Source organism: Actinoplanes sp. NBC_00393 (assembly GCF_036053395.1).
GTDB lineage: Bacteria > Actinomycetota > Actinomycetes > Mycobacteriales > Micromonosporaceae > Actinoplanes.
On record NZ_CP107942.1, the window covers coordinates 6,455,212 to 6,473,130 of the forward strand.

Below are 17,919 nucleotides of genomic sequence, written 5' to 3' on the forward strand. Positions count from 1 at the left end.
ACCCGCGCGTAGTGAGGTTTACTCATTCCTCATGGGCATCATCTCCCGCGGCTTCGGCGGGCGACGGCGTGACTCGTCGCCCGACCTGCCGCCCGGCCAGTACCTGACGCACGATTTCCCGGTGCTCTCCGCCGGGCCGACCCCGCGGATCCCGCTGGACCGGTGGAGCTTCTCGATCGTCACCGAGACCGGTGAGAAGCACTCGTGGAACTGGGACGAGTTCACCGCGCTGCCGGCCGAGGAGATCACGGTCGACATCCACTGCGTGACCAAGTGGTCCAAGCTCGGCACCGGCTGGAAGGGTGTCTCGCTGGACACGCTCTTCGAGGACGTGGAGAGCGCGGCCGACTACGCGATGGCGCACAGCGTCGGTGGCTACACCACCAACGTGCCGGTCGAGGATCTGCTCGACGGCAAGGCCTGGATCGCGTACGAGTTCGACGGCGAGCCGCTGCACCCGGAGCACGGCGGGCCCGCCCGTCTGCTCATCCCGCACCTGTACTTCTGGAAGTCGGCGAAGTGGGTCAACGGGCTGCGGATGATGCCCGAGGACGAGCCCGGCTTCTGGGAGGCCGCCGGCTACCACATGTATGGGGACCCATGGTCAGAGCAGCGGTACCACGGAGACTGACCTGGCGGGTGGCGACCGTGGTCGACACCCGCCAGGAGACGAGTTCGGCGCGCACGCTGGTGCTCGACGTGCCGGACTGGCCCGGACACCTGCCCGGCCAGCACGTCGACGTCCGGCTGACCGCCGAGGACGGGTACACCGCCCAGCGCAGCTACTCGATCGCCTCGGCGTGGCCGTCGGACGACGGCGGGCAGGTCGAGCTGACGATCCAGCGGCTGGAGGACGGCGAGGTGTCGCCGTACCTCGCCGACGTGGTGGCGAAGGGTGACCAGATCGAACTGCGCGGCCCGGTGGGTGGCTGGTTCGTCTGGCGCGAGAAGCAGCCGGCGCCGGTCCTGCTGATCGCCGGCGGCTCCGGGGTGGTGCCGCTGATGGCGATGATCCGGGCCCGCGGCCTGGCGCGCGGACGCCAGCCGTTCCGGCTGATCTATTCGGTACGCACGCCGGAGGACGTCTGCTTCGCTGACGAACTGCGCCGGCGGGTACGCGACGACCCCGGCCTGGACGTGCACTTCGTCTACACCCGGAAGGCGCCGGAGGGGTCACCGGTCCCGCCGAAGCGGATCGACGTGGCCGCCGTCAACTCGCACGGCTGGCCGCCGGACTTCCAGCCGGACTGCTTCGTCTGCGGTCCCACATCGTTCGTCGAGACGGCCGCGGACATTCTGGTCGCGCTCGGGCACGACCCGAAACGGATCCGCACGGAGCGATTCGGAGGTGCCTGAATGGAACTCGACGGGAATGCGCTCGCCGGTGACCTTCGCGAGGTCTTCGCCGGTGACGTGACCACGGCGGTGTTCACCTGCGCCGGCTGCGGCCACGCCGGCGCGGTGGCCACCCTGCGCGTGTGGGAGCCGGCCCCCGGTCTGGTCGGCCGCTGCCCGCACTGCGAGGACGTGGTCCTTCGCCTGGTCCGCACCCCTGACCGCGTCTTCCTCTGCCTGACCGGCGCCACCCGCCTGGAGCTCTCCCTGCAGGACGAGATCTAGACACCTTCCGCGGTCAGGGTCCGGCTGCGGTTGGTGGAGAGAGCTGTGTCGGTGAGGTAGCCGTCGACCAGACGAGTGCCCGGCGGCCCGGAGACATAGGGGTTCCCGAATGCCGGCACATCCGTGGCGGGTGTAGGTACACACGCTGTGGGTGTGGCCGTTACCCGGAAGGTCTCTCGCTGGAGAGCGCCGGTCGTCGGGCGAACGGTGCTCAGCCGGCAGTGCGGGTCATGCTGGAACGAAAGGGAGGGCGGGCTGACGCGCTCCAGGCGGAAGCGCAGGCCGCGGCGGCGTGCGTGCCTGCACCGCGACCCGGCCGGCCCACCCGGCATATCTCGCGATCGAGGCGGGCGGCGGACGGCCGCTGACTCCGGACCGACGGCGAGACCCCGATGCCGAAAAGCCCTCTGGACGCGTTTCGTAGTCCAGGTCCGTCCGCCGCTCGGCACCGTCTCGGTACGACCGGGCGAAACCCGATCCGTCTGTCGCTCGGGGTCGCTTCCCGTCTCCGCGACCAGCCCGGAAGCGTGCCGGCGGGCGGTGGGTGGCTCGGTGGCGTGGGGTGGTGAGCCACCGAGCAGCCGTAACTCCCAGCCGGGTGGCACCAAAGGCCGTCTCACGAGCGCCGGCTGGGAGTTGGGGCCGGCGGACGGCTTCGGCTGAGAGGGTGACGTCGCTGCCGGGCGGCTGGGGCCGGGTTTCGGGCTCGGTTGATCGGTCGGCCGCGCGGTGGTGCTGTCTTCCCGTCCGGGAGACGACGCTGGTGGACGGCTGAGTGATCGAACGGGCCGAAACAGCGGCCTCAGCCGCGCGCTCGCGTTGTCACCAGCATGATCGGCCGGCAGCGTCACATCGCTCACCCATGCTGCGGATGCCCGCGGCCCCGGAAAGCCGGCGACGGCTGGTCCGCTGGAGCGGACCAGCCGGCACCCTCAGATCCGGGTCGTGGTGGTGATCTCCTGCGTCGCGGTGAACGAGAACCGGCACATGCCCGGGCCCGGGTAGTAGGCACTGCTGTTCACGTTGATGAAGAAGTGCCCGTGGGTCACGTCCGGCGCCAGGTCGAAGTCGGCCGGGCCGACCCCGTACGGGAAGAGGCGCCACCCCGGACTGGCCGGGTAGGCCGCGCCGTCGGGCCGGGTGTTGGTGGGCGAGTCGGTGAACGCCACCGCGGCACCGCTCTTGGGCTGGTCGCAGCCCTTGGTGAAGTGGACCATCAGCGGCCCGTCCGCGATCGTGATGTCGTCGGAGACGACCTGGCAGGCGTTCGGCTTCGGCGCCAGGCAGTCGACCTCACCGGACTCGTGCGACCACACCGTCTCGGTGGTGGTAGTGGTCTTGTACACGGCCAGCCCGTCGAACCGGGTGGCCGGCTTGCGCTTGCTGTTGCCGCGGTAGACGGCCTTGTAGGTGCCGGAGAAAGTCGCCTTCACCGTGCGGGAGAACTTCCCGGCAGCGGTGGCACGGACCGACCCGATCCGGGAGTAGTTCCGGACGTTGTCCTTGCGGAAATAGAGATCGACGATGCCGGCATTGCCCTTGGCGCCCCGCGCGGCCTTGCCGGACAGGACGACCTGCGCGCCGGGCGCGACGCCGGCCGGCGACGCGGAGAACGTCATCGTCACCGCCTTCGGCTTCGGCGCGGCCTGTGCCGGTGAGCCGGCCAGGACGGTGGCGATCAGGACGCCGGCGACAGTGATCAGGTGTTTCACACGCAACGGTAGTTCCTCCCCCGAGGGTTGCGACCGGGACGCCGCGATGACGTCCGGGCCGCAGACGCTACCGTACCGTCCCGACGTTCGCTGCCCCGGTGATCAACAGACCTCGATGTCGAGCAGGAGGGCCTGCTCCGGTGCGAGTAACGGCATCGGCAGGCCCACTTCGGACAGCACCCGGCCGGGGAGCGTGACCGAACCGGCGGCCAGCCAGGCGGGTGGGGCGTCCTGCACCACCTTGGGCGGGGTACCGATCGGGCGGACCGTGTAGCGGCGGTCGGGGGCGAGGCCGGGGAACCGGACCGGCGCGGGCAGCGCGGTGCTCGGCGAACCGATCGCGACCAGGGCGTAGAGCGCCTGCGAGCGGTCCTGGGCGACGACGCCGTGCAGGTGGTCGCCGGCCCGGACGACGCGGCCGGAGTGCAGCAGCGGGCGGAGTCGTTTGTACTCGGTGATCCACGCGGCCATCCGGGTGCGCTCGGCGGGCGTGGCAGCGGTCAGGTTCCACTCGATGCCGGCGCTGCCGAACAGAGCAGTGGCCAGCCGGAAGCCGAGCGCCGAGGTGCGGCCGGTGACGTGTGCGGTGGCCGCGCCCAGGTGACCGCCGAGGTATTCGGGCGGGATCAGCACGCCGGTCCAGCGCTGGATCCGCTGGCGATCCAGTGGGTCGTTGGTGTCCGAGGTCCAGAACCGGTCGACCAGGTCGAGGATGCCGAGGTCGATCCGGGCGCCGCCGGAGGCGCAGCTCTCGATCTCCAGGTGCGGGAAGGCTGCCCGCAGTTCGGTGAGCAGCCGGTACAGGGCGGTGGTCTGCCGGTGCGAGACGCCGGGGACCAGCAGGTCCCGGTTGTGATCCCACTTCAGGAACGCGATCGGGTACTCGGTGAGCAGCGCGGTCAGGCGTTCGAGCAGGTAGTCGTAGGCGCCGGGCACGCTCAGGTCGAGGACCCGCTGCCAGCGCCAGGTCGGGCCGTGGTCGAGGATCCAGTCGGGGTGTTCCTCGGCCAGCGACGAGTCCGGGCTGATCATCTCGGGTTCGACCCAGAGGCCGAAGTCCATGCCTTTCGCTTGGACGCGAGAGATCAGCGGGTGCAGGCCGTCCGGCCAGACGTCGGGGTCGACGTACCAGTCGCCGAGGGCCCGCTTGTCGTCGCGGCGGCCGGTGAACCAGCCGTCGTCCAGCACGAACCGCTCCACCCCGACGTCGGCGGCGGCGTCGACGAGATCGCTGAGCAGGGAAAGATCCTGGTCGAAGTAGACGGCCTCCCAGGTGTTCAGCACGACCGGCCGGGGGTGGCGCAGCGAGGACCGGGAACGGATCCACGGGTGCAGGCGGTCGGAGAGGCCGTCGATGCCGGCGTCCGAGAAGACCGCAACCAGCCATGGCGTGGTGTACGACTCGCCCGGCGCCAGTTTGATCTCGCCGGGTGCGAGCAGCTCGCCGGCGCCGAGGACGCCGTAGCCGAGCGCGGAGCGTTCCGCCCAGATCCGCTTGTCGCCGCTCCAGGCCAGATGGACGGCCCAGACCCGGCCGCTCCGGAAGCCGAAACCGGGCTCGCCGGCCATCATCAGGAACGCGTCGTCGTGCCCGGGACGGCCGTGCCGGCTCTCCCGGCTCCACACGCCGTGCCGCAGCGGGGCGCGCTGCGGTTGCCGTTCGTGTGACCAGAGCCCGCTGAAGTCGAGAAGCTCGGCGGCGTCGGCGGGGATCGGGAGCAGGACGTCGAGGGCGGACAGGTCGAGGGCTGCCGGACCGTTATTGATCAGGCGGTGCCGGATCCGGAGGACGCCCTCGGCGGACATCTCCAACTCCGTGATCACCTCTTGCGCGGAATCCGAGCTCGTCGCCCGTACCGATGCTGTGTTGTCTTGAGAATGAGCGCTGACCAGCTGGAAGGCGGCTGCCGGCGCGGCGGACAGCGAAGGCCGCCCGGTCCATCCCTCGAAGAGGGAGGGCAGAAGAGACAACCGCAACGGTACGTCGATCGAGCTCGGCGGCACCGCCGGTACAAGGGCGTCGGCGACCTCGGGAAGCGGGATCTCGCCCAGGTCAGCGCCCCAGTGCAGGATGGTGGGAACGGCAGCGCCGCGGGCGTCCAGCACAAGGCTGGTGCCCGCGGCGCGCAGGTGGAGCACGGTCACTCGGCGACCGGAATCGACTGCGACTTGAGGTTCTCGATCGTCGCCGCCTGGGCGGCCGTGAGCGCGTCGGTCAGCGTGCCGCTGCCGGAGACGGCCTTCTTGAAGCCGTCGGAGGCGCTGGCGTAGGTGGAGGTCATCGTCGGGCCCCAGACGAAGTCGGGCGCGACCTGGGTGGAGGCCTGCGCGAAGACATCGTAGATCTTCTGGCCGCCGTAGAACTCGACTCCCTCGGAGAGCGCCGGCAGCGAGGCGCCGGCCTTGGTCGCCGGGTAGAGCTGCGCCTCCTTGTTGAGCAGGGTCAGCGCCTCCTCGGAGGTGTTCAGCCAGAGCGCGAACTTGGCCGCCTCGTACGGGTGCTTCGAGCCCTTGAAGACCGCGGTCGACGAGCCGCCCCAGTTACCGGCGACGGTCTGACCGGAGGCCCACTGCGGCATCGGGGCGACCGCCCACTTGCCGGACGTGTCCGGCGCGCCGGACATGATCGAGTTGGCGCCCCACACCGCGGACACCCAGGTCCACGCCTTGCTGGTGTTGTACGCGTTGTCCCACTCGGTGGTCCACGGCGGCACGGCCGAGACCAGCTTCTTGTCGATCAGGCCCTGCCAGTAGTCGGCCACCTTCTTGGTGTTCTCGTCGGCCATGCTCACGGTCCACTGGTTGCCGTCGTTCTTGAACCAGCGGCCACCGGCCTGCCAGGCCAGACCGGCGAACTGGTTGATGTCGCTCTGCGAGAAGTTGGTGATGAAGCCGCCGGCGGCCTTCACCTTCTCCGCCGCCGCGGCGTACTCCTCCCAGGTGGTCGGCACCGGGATGCCGTTCTTCTCGAACAGGTCCTTGCGGTAGAAGAGCGCCATCGGGCCGGCGTCCTGCGGGATGCCGTACACCGAGTTCTCCTCGCCGAAGGTGACCTGGCCCCAGGTCCAGTCGACGAACTGGTCCTTCGCGGCGACGACCTCCGAGCAGTCGGCCAGGTTGGTCAGGCCGTCCTGCACCCGGAAGCTGGGCAGCGCGTCGTACTCGATGTGGCCCAGGTCGGGGGCGTTGCCGGCCTTCAGCTGGTTGAAGAAGTTCTGGTAGGTGCCGCCGTTGCCGTTCGGGCCGGTCTGCACCTTGACCTGGATGTTCGGGTTCTTGTCGTTCCAGGCCTTCACCACGTTCTCGATCCCGGGGATCCAGGTGGTGTAGTTCAGCGTGACCGGCCCGGACGAGGGTGCGCAGCTGGCTGCTGCTTGATCGCCGCTGCCGTCGCTCTCGCCGCCGGACGAGCATGCGGACAGGGCGAGCGCGGATATCAATACGAGGCTGAGCGAACGCGAACGCATCGGGGGAATCCTTTCTCGGGTTATTTGACGGCGCCGGCACCGAGGCCGTTGCGCCAGAAGCGCTGGAGCAGCAGGAACGCGAACACCAGCGGGACGATCGAGACGAGCGCGCCGACGATCACCAACATGCGCAGCTCGGGGACCTGGTTGACCTGGGTGTTCCAGGAGTAGAGGCCGAGCGTCACCGGGAAGAGCCGCTCCTCGCCGAGCATGATCAGCGGGAGCAGGAAGTTGTTCCAGACCGCGACGAAGTGGAACAGGAAGATCGTCACCAGGGCCGGGAACATCAGCTTGGCGGAGACCTGGAAGAACGTCCGGATCTCGCCGGAGCCGTCCAGCCGGGCCGCCTCGAGCAGCTCGTCCGGCACGCTCGCGGTGGCGTAGATCCGGGCCAGGTAGACGCCGAACGGGTTGACCAGGCTGGGCAGGAAGACCGACCAGAAGGTGTTGGTCGCCTCGAACTGGCTGAAGATCAGGAAGAGCGGCAGGGCGAGCGCGGTGGCCGGGACCAGCACGCCGCTGAGCACCACATTGAAGATCGCTTCCCGTCCCGGGAAGCGGTACTTCGCCAGCGCGTAGCCGCACATGGCGGCCAGCAGCGTGCCGAGCAGGGCCGCACCGCCGGTGTAGACGATGCTGTTGCCCAGCCACCGAAGGAAGACCCCGTCCCGGTACGCGAAGAGCTCACCCAGGTTGTCGAAGAGCGCGAAGTCGGCGAACCAGAGCGGCTCGGTGCTGGAGAACTGACTGCGGGTCTTCGACGCGCCGACCACCAGCCACCAGATCGGAACCAGGAAGTAGAGGGTGCCCGCCCCCATGATCAGCATGGGCAGGATGCGGTTCTTCACTGCTCGCCTCCCCGACGCTGGGTCATCTTCAGGAACGCGAACGAGAGCAGGCACGTGGCCAGGGCCAGGACCACCGAGAACGCCGCGGCCAGGTTGAAGTTCGGGATGGACGAGGTGGAGTAGACGGTCAGGTTCGGGGTGTAGGTGCTGGACACCGCGGAGCTGAAGGCGCGGAACACCTGCGGCTCGGCCAGCAGCTGGAGCGTTCCGATGATCGAGAAGACCGTGGTCAGCACGATCGCCGGCATCACCAGCGGGATCTTGATCGACCACGCGGTCCGGAACTGGCCGGCGCCGTCGATCCGCGCCGCCTCGTAGACCTCGGTCGGGACGGCCAGCAGCGCCGAGTAGATGATCAGCATGTTGTAGCCGACGTAGACCCAGGTCACGACGTTCGCCATGGACCAGAGCACCAGGTCCGCGGAGAGCAGGTCGACGCTGCTGGTCACCGAGGTGAACGGGGACAGGTTCGGCGAGTAGAGGAAGCCCCACATGATGGCGGCGATGACGCCGGGCACCGCGTACGGGACGAAGAACGCCAGCCGGAAGAAGCGCCGGCCCTTGACCAGCCCGGAGTCGAGCAGCAGCGCCAGGATCAGCGCGAGGCCGAGCATGACCGGGACCTGGACGATGCCGAAGAGCAGCACCCGGCCGATCGACTCCCAGAACGGGCCGTCGGTGAAGACGCGCTGGTATTGGGCCAGACCGCCGAAGACCTCCCGGGCCGGGCCGAACGTTCCGGTGCGCTCCACCTTGTAGAGGGACTGCTTGATCGCGTACCCGATCGGGACCAGGTAGAAGGCCGTGAACAGCACACCGAACGGCGCGATGAAGAAGATCAGGGCCTTTTTCATTCTTTGATCACGCTCACGCCGCCGCCTTGGAGTTTGAGGAGGCCGCGGACCGGTTCGCCGGTGACCAGATCGGTCCCGGTGGCGGCGATCTCGGCCGGCTCCGTGCCGTGGTTGATGACGAACATGTAGCTGCGGCCGTCGCCGGTGCGGCGGACCACCTCCACGTTCTTGTCGCCGGCGCTCGGGATTCCGGCGTCCCGGGTCGCCGTCGCCAGGACCTCGCGCAGGTCGAGCGCAGTCGCCACGTACCAGGCCTGTCCGTCGCCGTACTGGTTGCGGGTGATCGCCGGGACGCCGGGCAGCGGCCCGTCGGTGTAGGTGGCGATCGTCTCCGCTGTCGTCGTGCGCAGTCGCTCAGTCCAGAGCGTTCCCGTCATGCCGTTGCTGAGGGTGACTTCGTGGCCGGGCAGCAACGGCGCGAACTCCTCGCCGTGTATGCCGAGCACCTCCCGGAACGCGCCGGGATAACCGCCGAGCCGGATCCGGTCCCGCTCGTCGACGATTCCGGAGAAGAACGTGACCAGCAGGTTTCCGCCGGCGTTCACGTAGTCGGTGATCCGCTCGGCGGCCGGGTCGCTGACCATGTAGAGGCAGGGCACCACGACGAGCCGGTAACTGCTGAGGTCGGCGTCCGGGGAGACTACGTCGGCCGTCACGCCGAGTTCGCGCAACGCCTTGTACGCGGCGTGCACCTGGTCGAGGTAGCGCACCGCCTGTGATGGCCGGGCCTCGCCCTCGGCCGACCACCACGACTCCCAACTGAAGAGCAGGGCGACGTCGGCGGACACCCGGGTGCCGGCCACCTCGCCGATCCGGTCCAGGGTCTCGGAGAGCCGCAGCACCTCCCGCCAGGCGACGGTGTCGGTGCCGGCGTGCGGCAGCAGCGCCGAGTGGAACTTCTCGGCGCCCTGCGCGGACGCCCGCCACTGGAAGAAGCAGATCGAGTCGGCGCCGCGGGCCACGTGGGTGAGCGAGTTGCGCAGCATCTCCCCCGGCGCCTTGGTCAGGTTGTGCGGCTGCCAGTTCACCGCGCCGGCCGACTGCTCCATGAGCATCCAGGGCGCTCCCCCGGCCAGCCCGCGGGTCAGGTCGGCGGCGAAGGAGAGCTCGGCGACCGGGTCACCGAGCCGGTGGTCCAGGTAGTGGTCGTTCGCCACCACGTCCATCTCCGGCGCCCAGGACCAGTAGTCCAGGTTGCGGATGTGCGCGGTGACCATGAAGTTCGTGGTGACGGGTGTCTTCGAGTGGCGGCGCAGGATGGCCGCTTCGCCCCGGTAGTAACTGAGCAGCTCGTCCGAGCTGAACCGGTGGAAGTCGATGATCTGCGCCGGGTTGCGCAGCGAGAGCGCGAGCCGGGGCGGCTGGATCTCCGCCCAGTCGCCGTACCGCTGGCTCCAGAACGACGTCCCCCACGCCTCGTTCAGCGTCTCGATCTTGCGGTAGCGGTTGCGCAGCCAGTCCCGGAACGCCTCCGCGCTGGCCTCGCAGTAGCAGAGCGCGTTGTGGCAGCCCAGCTCGTTGGAGACGTGCCAGAGCGCCACCGCCGGGTGGTTGCCGTATCGCTGGCCGACCCGGTCCACCAGCTCGTACGCCCGGTCCCGGAACACCGGCGAGCTCGGGCACCAGGCCTGCCGCCCACCCGGGAAGCGGACCGTGCCGTCGGCCGCGGCCGGCAGGATCTCCGGGTAGAGGGTGCTGAGCCAGGGCGGCGGCGACGAGGTGCCGGTGCCGAGGTTCACCCGGATGCCGTTGTCGTGCAGCAGGCCGACGACCTCGTCCAGGTCGTCGAAGTGGTACCGGCCGGGGCCCGGCTCCAGGTTCGACCAGCCGAAGATGTTGACGGCCACCAGGTCGACGCCGGCCCGGCGCATCAGCGCGACATCCTCGCGCCATACATCGGGCGACCACTGTTCCGGGTTGTAGTCGCAGCCGAGGCTGATCCCGTTGTTCATGAAACTCCTGGTCACGGACCTGTGCACGTGCACACATTTCCGTGCTTTGTGACGTGGGTTACGAATGTGTGAACGTGCACACAGTAGGACTGCCCGGCCACGTGGTCAATACCGGCAGCGTTACTGTGATCTCATGTCCCGGCCTCACAAGCGCGCCACCGTGCACGACATCGCGGCCGCCGCGGGCGTCTCCCGCGGCACCGTGAGCCGCGTGCTGAACGGTGGGTACGTTTCCGCCGAGGCCCGAGCGGCGATCGAGGCGGCGATCACCGAGGTCGGCTACGTGCCGAACAACGCGGCACGCGCCCTGAAGATGCGCAGGTCACAGGCGGTCGCGTTCGTCGCGCTCGAGCCGCACTCGCTCTTCCTCGACGACCCCAACATCGGCTCGATCATGCTCGGCGCCAACGCCGCGCTCTCCCTCGCCGACCACCAGATGGTCAGCCTGGTCGTCGAGTCGGCGCGCGACACCGAGCGGGTCGCCCGCTATCTCAGCGGCGGCTTCGTGGACGGCGCCATCGTGGTGTCGGCCCGCACCCGGGACCCGATCATCAAGGTGATCTCTGACCTGTCGCTGCCGGCCGCGTTCGTCGGCCACCCGCCGGAACTCAACCTGCCGTTCGTCGGGATAGACAACGTGGGCTCGGCCCGGGCGATCACCGCCCGCCTGCTGGCCGGCGGCCGCAAGCGGATCGGCATGATCGCGGCGGCGCTCGACCGGGACTCCGGGATCGACCGGCTCACCGGATTCAAAACCGCTCTCGGTACGGCGTACGACCCCGCCCTGGTCGCCGAGGTGCCGCTCTACGACTACGGATCAGGGGTCAAGGGCATGCGGGCGCTGCTCGCCGCCGACCCCGCCGTCGACGGGGTCTTCGCCGCGTCGGACGCGATCGCGGCGGGTGCGCTGGAGGCCCTGCGGGAAGCCGGGCGCAGCGTACCCGGTGACGTCGGCGTGGTCGGGTTCGACGACAGCACCTGGGCGGTGCGGTGCCAGCCGCAGCTCTCCACGGTGCACCAGCCGGCAAAGGAGCTGGGGTCGTGCGCGGCGCAGCTGGTGCTGCGACAGCTGAACGGGGAGACGCTGGAGCAGGGCGGCCAGATGCTGCCGACCCCGATCGTCTGGCGCGACTCCGCCTGAGCGGGCGCGGCGCTTCCTGCGCTGTCTCCCCGGCCTTCTTCCGCCTCCCCGGCCTTCTTCCTCTTCCTTTCGCTCAGCCTTCGTCCGCTTTCCCTTCGCTCGACCTTCGTCCGCTTTCCTCCCGCTCCGCCCTCGGCCCTCGGTCCGTTGCGGCGGACGTCAGCCCCGGAAGCTGCGCAGGCGCTGGGCCAGGCTGGGCGGCGGCGGAGGCGGGACCGGGCGGCGCACGGCCGGCGGCGCGGAGCGGCCGATCGGCTGGTCGTAGTCGGCGGTGGCGATCGCATCGATGATCTGCTGCTCGCCGAAGTTCTCCGAGCCGGGGATCTGCGGGACGAAACCGACCAGGACGCCGTCCCGCATGACCTGCGCCTCGAGTCCGGCGGTGCCGTCGTTGTCCCAGACTGCCTCGCGGCCGTCGGCCAGGACGACCCGGATCCCGTACTGCGTGACGCCGGCGCGCGGAAGTTTCAGATGGGCGAACACGTTGCGGTCGCGCAGTTCACGGACCACCCGGCGGGCTCGGTTCTCTTCCATGGTGCGACGGTAATCCGCTGATCTGGAAACACGCTGAAGATCGGCTCGACAGCCGATGAGAGATAGATGCGGATTGCGCACGTAACATGACCCTTTGTGATAAGCCCAGGTCACATCGATGCATGTTACTACCCTGTAACAGGAATGTCACCGGATTCCTTTTCTCGGGACGCTGACTTACTGTGCGGTAACCGAAGCGCTTCGGCCCCAGATCCCCACGTGGATATCGGAGGCCATCGATGAGAACGGCCCACGTCCTAGCCACTCTCGTCACCTCGACCCTGTTGAGCCTCGCCATCGCCGCACCCGCCCAGGCGGCGAGCACCATCGACTACGTCGCTCTCGGCGACTCGTACTCCAGCGGTGTCGGCGCGCCCGGCCAGTCCGGGAGCTGCCTGCGCAGCAACTACAGTTATGCCGCCCAGTGGGCCAGCCGGAACAGCCCGGCGTCGTTCCAGTTCCTGGCCTGCGGCGGCGCCACCACCGACGACGTCCTCGACACCCAGGTACCGGCCATGCGCAGCGGCGCCGACCTGGTCAGCATCACGATCGGCGGCAACGACGCCGGCTTCGCGCCGACCGTCATCACCTGCCTGACCTCCAGCGACTCGGCGTGCGCCGCCAAGGTGAACGAGGGGAAGGCGTACGTCAGCAACACCCTGCCCGCGAAGCTGGACGCCACCTACCGGGCGATCCGTGCCAAGGCGCCCGACGCCCGGGTGGTCGTGCTGAACTACCCGCTGCTCTTCGGCACGTCGTCGGTCCTCTGCGAGATGAGCATCGCCAAGCGCCGATCCCTGAACAGCGGAGCGGAAGCCCTGGACGCCATGATCAAGCAGCGCGCCGAGGCCGCCGGATTCGTCTACTCCGACGTGCGTGACGAGTTCGCCGGGCGCGGGGTCTGCACGTCCCGGCCGTTCATCAACGGTCTGACGATCATCCCGCCGCAGAACTCCTACCACCCCAACAGCAGCGGCTACACCAACGGATACCTGCCCGCCTTCACCGGCTCCGCCGCCTGACCCAACCCGGCTGACGCGCAGGGCTGCTTCGCAGACCCGGAAGCAACACTGAGCGTCAGCCAACCCACCCAGCCGACACCCACAGCTGCTTCCCAGGCCCGGAAGCAACACTGAACGTCAGCCAACCCACCCAGCTGACACCCACGGCTGCTTCCCAGACCCGGAAGCAACGCTGAGCGTCAGCCGGGGTGCAACGCGGTCGCACCTCGGCCGGACCGGGAAGGCTGCCGGGGGCCGTCAGGATTTCGCGCTATGGCCCGAGTGAACACGCTGCTCTTCCTGATCGTCGTCGCGCTCAGCGTGGTGGCGTTGATCGACTGCCTGGCCACCGACCGGTCGCGGATTCGCTCGTTCCCGCGCGGTGCCTGGGCGGTGCTCATCCTGCTCTGCCCGGTGGCCGGTGCGATCGCCTGGTTCCGGGCCGGGCGGGCCACCTCGGCGAGCGACATCCACGCGGCGCCGCGGCCGTGCGGGCCCGACGACGACCCGGAGTTCCTCCGGCAACTCGCCGAGACGATCCGCCACCGCTAACGAGCCGCCGGCACAGCGCCGTCCGGGCGCAGGTCGGCCGCTGTCTGGGCGCGGGCCAGCCGCCAGCCGCGCCGGCCGCCGTCTGGGCACGAGCCAGCCGCCATCCGGGCGCAGGCCGGCCGCCATCCGGGCGCCGGGCCGGCCGCCATCCGAGCGCAGGCCGGCCGCCATCCGGGCGCAAGCCGGCCGCCATCCGGGCGCCGGGCCGGCCGCCATCCGAGCGCAGGCCGGCCGCCATCCGGGCGCAAGCCGGCCGCCATCCGGGCGCCGGGCCGGCCGCCATCCGAGCGCAGGCCGGCCGCCATCCGGGCGCAAGCCGGCCGCCATCCGGGCGCCGGGCCGGCCGCCATCCGGGCACAGGTCGGCCGCTGTCTGGGCGCGGGCCAGCCGCCAGCCGCGCCGGCCGCCGTCTGGGCGCGGGCCGGGCGCCATCCGGGCGCCGGGTCGTTCAGAACGTGAAGGGGCGGCCTCGCGTCGTGTTGGTGGCGGTGCGGCCGTCGCGCTCGTAGCGGTAGGACATGACGACCGCGTAGGTGCGCCCGCGCAGCGGCCTCGCGCCCGCCGGGCCGCACTCGTGGGTGAAGGATTCCCTGGTGAACGAGAGGTCGGCGCAGGTGGCCGGGCTGCCGACGGTGCGGCCGGTCCGGGCCTCTTCGAGGCGGACCTCGATGCGGCCACGGCCGCCGGCCGGTGCGGTGAGCGAGGCCTGGAACTGCACGTCGCGGCCGACCGAGTGGCATGGGCGGGGACCGAGCGGGGTACGCGTGGCCACGTCGAAAACGAAGTTCTGCGAGCACTGCCACGGCCCGTAAGGCTTCGCCTCCGGCAGCGGCGACCGGGTCGTGTTCCGGGTGGCGGCGGGGGGCTTAGCGCGTACCGCCGCATGGGGTTTGGGTGCGGGAAGCGCGACTCCCCGTGCGGCCTTGCGTGTCCGCGCAGGCCGGGTGGCCGAAGGCTGCGACGCGGCGCGCCGGGGCGCGGCTGACGGACCGGCCGGCGGCGCACTGGGGGCGACGATCACCGTGAGCGGCTCCTCGCGGGTCCGGCCCAGATGCCAGGCCGTGGTGGCGATGCCGGAGGCGAGCATGGTGCCGGCGACCACCGCGGCGGTCGCGCCCGGACGGATCCAGCGGTTGCGCGGCGGGTCGTTGCGCAGCGCCCGGCGGCGCGGTGGCGGCACCCGGGCGGGCAGCGAGTCGGGGCCCGGGCTGCTGGGGCGCGGCGGGAGGGGCAGGGCCGGCACATCACCGATGCCGGCGGCCAGGCCGTTGAGGGCGGTGACGAGTTCGGCGGCGCTGGGCCGCAGGCGTGGCTTGCTCGCGAGGCACGCCGTGATGAGTTGCCAGAGGTCGTCGGGGATGCCGGGGCGACGTTCCGGGTTGCCTTCGGCGTGCATGCGCATGAGGTCCGGGATGGAGTCGCTGCTGTACGGCGGCTCCCCGGAGACGAGTTCGTAGAGCAGCACGCCGAGGGCGTAGACGTCGGTGGCCGGGCTCGGCGTGGTGCCGTGGAACGCTTCCGGCGCCATGTAGTGCGGCGTGCCGACGACCGCGTTCGGCGTGGTCATGCTCGGCAGGTTGAGGATCCGGGCGATGCCGAAGTCGGTAAGGCGGGTCTGCAGCTGTCCGTCCTCGGTGCAGAGCAGGATGTTGTCCGGCTTGAGGTCGCGGTGGATGATGCCGAGTTCGTGCGCCTCGGCCAGGGCGGCAGCGACCTGCCCGGCCAGCCGGACGGCCTCGGCGGGCGGCATCGTGCCGTCCCGGTTCAGGTGGTCGCGCAGGCTGCCGCCGTCGACCAGGTCCATCACGAGGCCGAGGCTCTCGCCCACGCTGAACAGGTCGCGGACGCGGACCACGTGCCGATGGCGCAGCATCAGCAGGATGGTCCGCTCCTGCACGAACCGGGTGACCAGCCGCGGCTGCCGCAGCAGGCTCTCGTGCAGTAGCTTGATCGCCACCGGCTCGCCCGTGGAGCGTTCCACGCCCTGCCAGACGGTGCCGGTGGCACCCTGCCCGATTATTTTCTCCAAAAGGTACGAATTACCCACACAACGGCCGCTATCTGTGGGATCCTGGGTCACTCCGCGGTCCTTCCGATGACGGCAATGCCCCGGAATACTGCGGTTTGTCCGTATCAGCTGGCAAGCTTCGTGGCCCGGTTTCGCACCCTTCGGTACGAGTCAGCCTCCTACCGTCACTGGGTTCTGGTCCCGTCGTTCACGGGTTGCGGACCACACAGCGACCGGATCGCACCCAGCAGTGTGGACCGGGTGAACGGCTTCTCCAGCAGCATGCTGTTGTCGTCCAGATGCAGCTGCGGGCCGAGCGACGCCGCCGTGTAACCCGACATGAAGAGCACCGGCAGATCCGGCTGATGCGTACGCAACGCGCCGGCCAGCTCCGGTCCGGTCATCGTCGGCATCACCACGTCGGTGATCAGCAGGTCCGGCCGCGCGCCGGAGGCCACCTGGGTGACCGCCATCAGCGCGTCCGTCGCCACCGTGATCTCGTACCCGGCCGGCGCGATCAGCCGCTGCACCAGCTGGGCGACGTCCGGCTGGTCCTCGACGATCAGGACCCGGCCGATCACGGCCGACTTCTCCTTGCGGTCGCCGGACGGCGCCTTCTGCTGCTCGGCGGCCGGCAGGTAGATGTGCACGGTCGTACCGATCCGCGGCTGCGACTCCAGCTCGATGTGCCCGCCCAGGTTCGCCACGATGCCGGCGGTGGTGGCCAGGCCCAGCCCGGCAGCGGTCGGCCGGGTGGTGAAGAACGGCTCCAGGGCGCGACGGCGGGTCTCGTCGTCCATCCCGACGCCGGTGTCGGTCACCACCAGGTGCACCAGCTTGCCGTTGGGCGCGCCCTCGGCCAGCTGCCCCGGCTCGATCACCTCGTTCGTGGCGGCCACCCGGAGCATGCCGCCGTGCAGCATCGCGTCCCGGGCGTTCGCGGCCAGGTTGACCAGCGCCTGCTCCAGCGGACCGCGCTCGGCCTTGATCGGCCACACGTCCGCCCCGAACGTCAGGTCCAGACCGATGTGCTCGCCAAGGGTCCGGCTGAACAGCGTCTGCACGTCGGTGAGCAGGTCCGGGATCGGGATCACCTCGGGCCGGTTGCCCTCGCTGCGGCCGAACGCCAGCAGCTGGTGGGTCAGGGTCCGCCCCTTGTTGACCGCGTCCAGGATGTCCTTGGCCAGCTGCTGATGCGGCGAGTCCTCCTCGGAGGTCGTCAGGATCATGTCGGCCGAGCCGGCCACCACGGTCATCAGGTTGTTGAAGTCGTGCGACAGACCGCCGATCAACTGGCCCAGGCTGTCCAGCCGGCGCAGGTGGTCGAGCTGGCGCTTCAGGCCGCGGGCGTCGATGTGATCGGTGGTGTCGGTGATCATGCAGAGCACGCCGGCGAACTCGCCGTGGTCGTCGAGGGCCGGCATCATGCTGATCCGCACGCTGCGCCGGGAACCGTCGGCCCGCATCAGGCGGGTGGCGCCGACCGTCGACCGGCCGGTCCGGCACTCGGCGATCCGCCGGTCCAGCTCCTTCTGGCCGACGTTGTCGAGGAAGCCGCGCAGCGACACCCCGATCAGCTCGGCCCGGGGCATGCCCAGGACCACGCCGATCGGCTCGTTCGCGTACGTGGCGACGCCCTCCGGGTCGAGCTGGAGCACACCCTCCGGGATGGTCTCGAGCACCCGGCGGTACCGCTCCTCGGATGCGCGCAGCCGTTCCTGCGCCCGGGCGCTCGACACCGCCAGCGAGACTTCCCCGGCGATGTCCCGGGCCAGCTCCACCTCGGGCGTGGAGTAGAAGGCGTCCGGGGTGTGCCGGGTCAGGATCAGGTAGCCGGAGTACGTGTTGTCGACGATCACCGGGCAGAGCACCGCGGCGGTGATGCTGTGCTCCGGGGTGCTCAGCGCCGCCGCCGACTCACCGGCCAGCACGATCGGGCGGCGACTCGCCGCGAGCGTGGTCGAGTACTCGTCGTCGGGTGACTGGCCGGTCCGGTCGAGCGCCCGGGCCAGCAGACCCGAGCGTTCGTCGTCCAGGTGGTGGTACGAGATCTCCTCGTACATCCCGTCGTCACGGAGCAGTTGGACGCCCGCGCCGTCACCGATCATGTCGGCGGCGGCGCGGGCAGCCGTAGAACGGACCTCGGCCGGGTCCGCCGCCGCTCGGCTGAGAGCGAGGGCCAGGTCGGCGAGCGCGTACCGGAGGGGGTAAGCCATGACACCCATGCGAA

General features: G+C 70.1%; 15 protein-coding genes. 6 read left to right on the forward strand and 9 right to left on the reverse strand.

Features of this window, described 5'->3' with window-relative positions; genetic code table 11:
• The first annotated feature begins 31 nt into the window (after nt 1-31).
• The 3 genes from OHA21_RS30010 to OHA21_RS30020 are packed head-to-tail and all read left to right on the forward strand — an operon-like array spanning nt 32 to nt 1,620.
• Nucleotides 32-631 (forward strand): sulfite oxidase-like oxidoreductase, encoded by a 600-nt coding sequence (locus OHA21_RS30010; RefSeq protein ID WP_328460518.1) that lies wholly within the window; start codon nt 32-34, stop codon nt 629-631.
• Entirely contained in the window at nt 601-1,356 is a 756-nt protein-coding gene (locus OHA21_RS30015) for a ferredoxin reductase (protein WP_328460519.1), read from the forward strand. Before OHA21_RS30010 ends, OHA21_RS30015 begins: the two co-directional genes overlap by 31 nt.
• Nucleotides 1,357-1,620: a DUF6510 family protein gene (locus OHA21_RS30020; RefSeq protein ID WP_328460521.1), complete on the forward strand. Its 264-nt coding sequence runs from the start codon at nt 1,357-1,359 to the stop codon at nt 1,618-1,620.
• 932 nt (nt 1,621-2,552) lie between these two features.
• On the opposite strand, the gene OHA21_RS30025 is transcribed toward OHA21_RS30020, so the two are convergent.
• The 6 genes from OHA21_RS30025 to OHA21_RS30050 all read right to left on the reverse strand — a co-directional run bounded on the left by OHA21_RS30025 (nt 2,553) and on the right by OHA21_RS30050 (nt 10,453).
• Nucleotides 2,553-3,338: a hypothetical protein gene (locus tag OHA21_RS30025; RefSeq protein WP_328460523.1), complete on the reverse strand. Its 786-nt coding sequence runs from the start codon at nt 3,336-3,338 to the stop codon at nt 2,553-2,555.
• Nucleotides 3,339-3,434: 96 nt separating this feature from the next.
• The gene (locus OHA21_RS30030; protein ID WP_328460525.1) at nt 3,435-5,477 is read right to left on the reverse strand and encodes an alpha-galactosidase; all 2,043 of its coding nucleotides are present in this window, start codon (nt 5,475-5,477) and stop codon (nt 3,435-3,437) included.
• Nucleotides 5,474-6,799: an ABC transporter substrate-binding protein gene (locus tag OHA21_RS30035; RefSeq protein WP_328460527.1), complete on the reverse strand. Its 1,326-nt coding sequence runs from the start codon at nt 6,797-6,799 to the stop codon at nt 5,474-5,476. The genes OHA21_RS30030 and OHA21_RS30035 overlap by 4 nt, the downstream gene beginning before the upstream one ends.
• Nucleotides 6,800-6,819: 20 nt before the next feature.
• A complete protein-coding gene (locus OHA21_RS30040; protein WP_328460529.1) occupies nt 6,820-7,647 on the reverse strand; it encodes a carbohydrate ABC transporter permease in 828 nt (275 codons plus the stop codon).
• Entirely contained in the window at nt 7,644-8,501 is an 858-nt protein-coding gene (locus tag OHA21_RS30045) for a carbohydrate ABC transporter permease (protein WP_328460531.1), read from the reverse strand. Before OHA21_RS30045 ends, OHA21_RS30040 begins: the two co-directional genes overlap by 4 nt.
• Nucleotides 8,498-10,453 (reverse strand): beta-galactosidase, encoded by a 1,956-nt coding sequence (locus OHA21_RS30050; protein WP_328460533.1) that lies wholly within the window; start codon nt 10,451-10,453, stop codon nt 8,498-8,500. The genes OHA21_RS30045 and OHA21_RS30050 overlap by 4 nt, the downstream gene beginning before the upstream one ends.
• Before the next feature lie 133 nt (nt 10,454-10,586).
• Here OHA21_RS30050 and OHA21_RS30055 point away from each other — a divergent pair, with 133 nt between their 5' ends.
• Nucleotides 10,587-11,594 (forward strand): LacI family DNA-binding transcriptional regulator, encoded by a 1,008-nt coding sequence (locus OHA21_RS30055; RefSeq protein WP_328460535.1) that lies wholly within the window; start codon nt 10,587-10,589, stop codon nt 11,592-11,594.
• Between the two features lie 159 nt (nt 11,595-11,753).
• Here OHA21_RS30055 and OHA21_RS30060 read toward each other — a convergent pair whose 3' ends face one another.
• Entirely contained in the window at nt 11,754-12,128 is a 375-nt protein-coding gene (locus OHA21_RS30060; RefSeq protein ID WP_328460537.1) for a hypothetical protein, read from the reverse strand.
• Nucleotides 12,129-12,367: 239 nt separating this feature from the next.
• Here OHA21_RS30060 and OHA21_RS30065 point away from each other — a divergent pair, with 239 nt between their 5' ends.
• Both OHA21_RS30065 and OHA21_RS30070 read left to right on the forward strand, forming a co-directional pair.
• Nucleotides 12,368-13,150 (forward strand): SGNH/GDSL hydrolase family protein, encoded by a 783-nt coding sequence (locus tag OHA21_RS30065; RefSeq protein ID WP_328460539.1) that lies wholly within the window; start codon nt 12,368-12,370, stop codon nt 13,148-13,150.
• A gap of 252 nt (nt 13,151-13,402) precedes the next feature.
• Nucleotides 13,403-13,681: a PLD nuclease N-terminal domain-containing protein gene (locus OHA21_RS30070; RefSeq protein WP_328460541.1), complete on the forward strand. Its 279-nt coding sequence runs from the start codon at nt 13,403-13,405 to the stop codon at nt 13,679-13,681.
• Nucleotides 13,682-14,129: 448 nt separating this feature from the next.
• Here OHA21_RS30070 and OHA21_RS30075 read toward each other — a convergent pair whose 3' ends face one another.
• Both OHA21_RS30075 and OHA21_RS30080 read right to left on the reverse strand, forming a co-directional pair.
• Nucleotides 14,130-15,662, reverse strand: a complete 1,533-nt coding sequence (locus tag OHA21_RS30075; RefSeq protein ID WP_328460543.1) for a serine/threonine-protein kinase — start codon at nt 15,660-15,662, stop codon at nt 14,130-14,132.
• Between the two features lie 212 nt (nt 15,663-15,874).
• A complete protein-coding gene (locus OHA21_RS30080; protein ID WP_328460545.1) occupies nt 15,875-17,905 on the reverse strand; it encodes a hybrid sensor histidine kinase/response regulator in 2,031 nt (676 codons plus the stop codon).
• Between the last annotated feature and the right edge of the window lie 14 nt (nt 17,906-17,919).

Coding starts and splice junctions, on each gene's coding strand:
- OHA21_RS30010 (WP_328460518.1), top strand. CDS start 32: ATGGGCATCATCTCCCGCGGCTTCGGCGGGCGACGGCGTGACTCGTCG.
- OHA21_RS30015 (WP_328460519.1), top strand. CDS start 601: ATGGTCAGAGCAGCGGTACCACGGAGACTGACCTGGCGGGTGGCGACC.
- OHA21_RS30020 (WP_328460521.1), top strand. CDS start 1,357: ATGGAACTCGACGGGAATGCGCTCGCCGGTGACCTTCGCGAGGTCTTC.
- OHA21_RS30035 (WP_328460527.1), bottom strand. CDS start 6,799: ATGCGTTCGCGTTCGCTCAGCCTCGTATTGATATCCGCGCTCGCCCTG.
- OHA21_RS30045 (WP_328460531.1), bottom strand. CDS start 8,501: ATGAAAAAGGCCCTGATCTTCTTCATCGCGCCGTTCGGTGTGCTGTTC.
- OHA21_RS30050 (WP_328460533.1), bottom strand. CDS start 10,453: ATGAACAACGGGATCAGCCTCGGCTGCGACTACAACCCGGAACAGTGG.
- OHA21_RS30055 (WP_328460535.1), top strand. CDS start 10,587: ATGTCCCGGCCTCACAAGCGCGCCACCGTGCACGACATCGCGGCCGCC.
- OHA21_RS30060 (WP_328460537.1), bottom strand. CDS start 12,128: ATGGAAGAGAACCGAGCCCGCCGGGTGGTCCGTGAACTGCGCGACCGC.
- OHA21_RS30065 (WP_328460539.1), top strand. CDS start 12,368: ATGAGAACGGCCCACGTCCTAGCCACTCTCGTCACCTCGACCCTGTTG.
- OHA21_RS30070 (WP_328460541.1), top strand. CDS start 13,403: ATGGCCCGAGTGAACACGCTGCTCTTCCTGATCGTCGTCGCGCTCAGC.
- OHA21_RS30080 (WP_328460545.1), bottom strand. CDS start 17,905: ATGGCTTACCCCCTCCGGTACGCGCTCGCCGACCTGGCCCTCGCTCTC.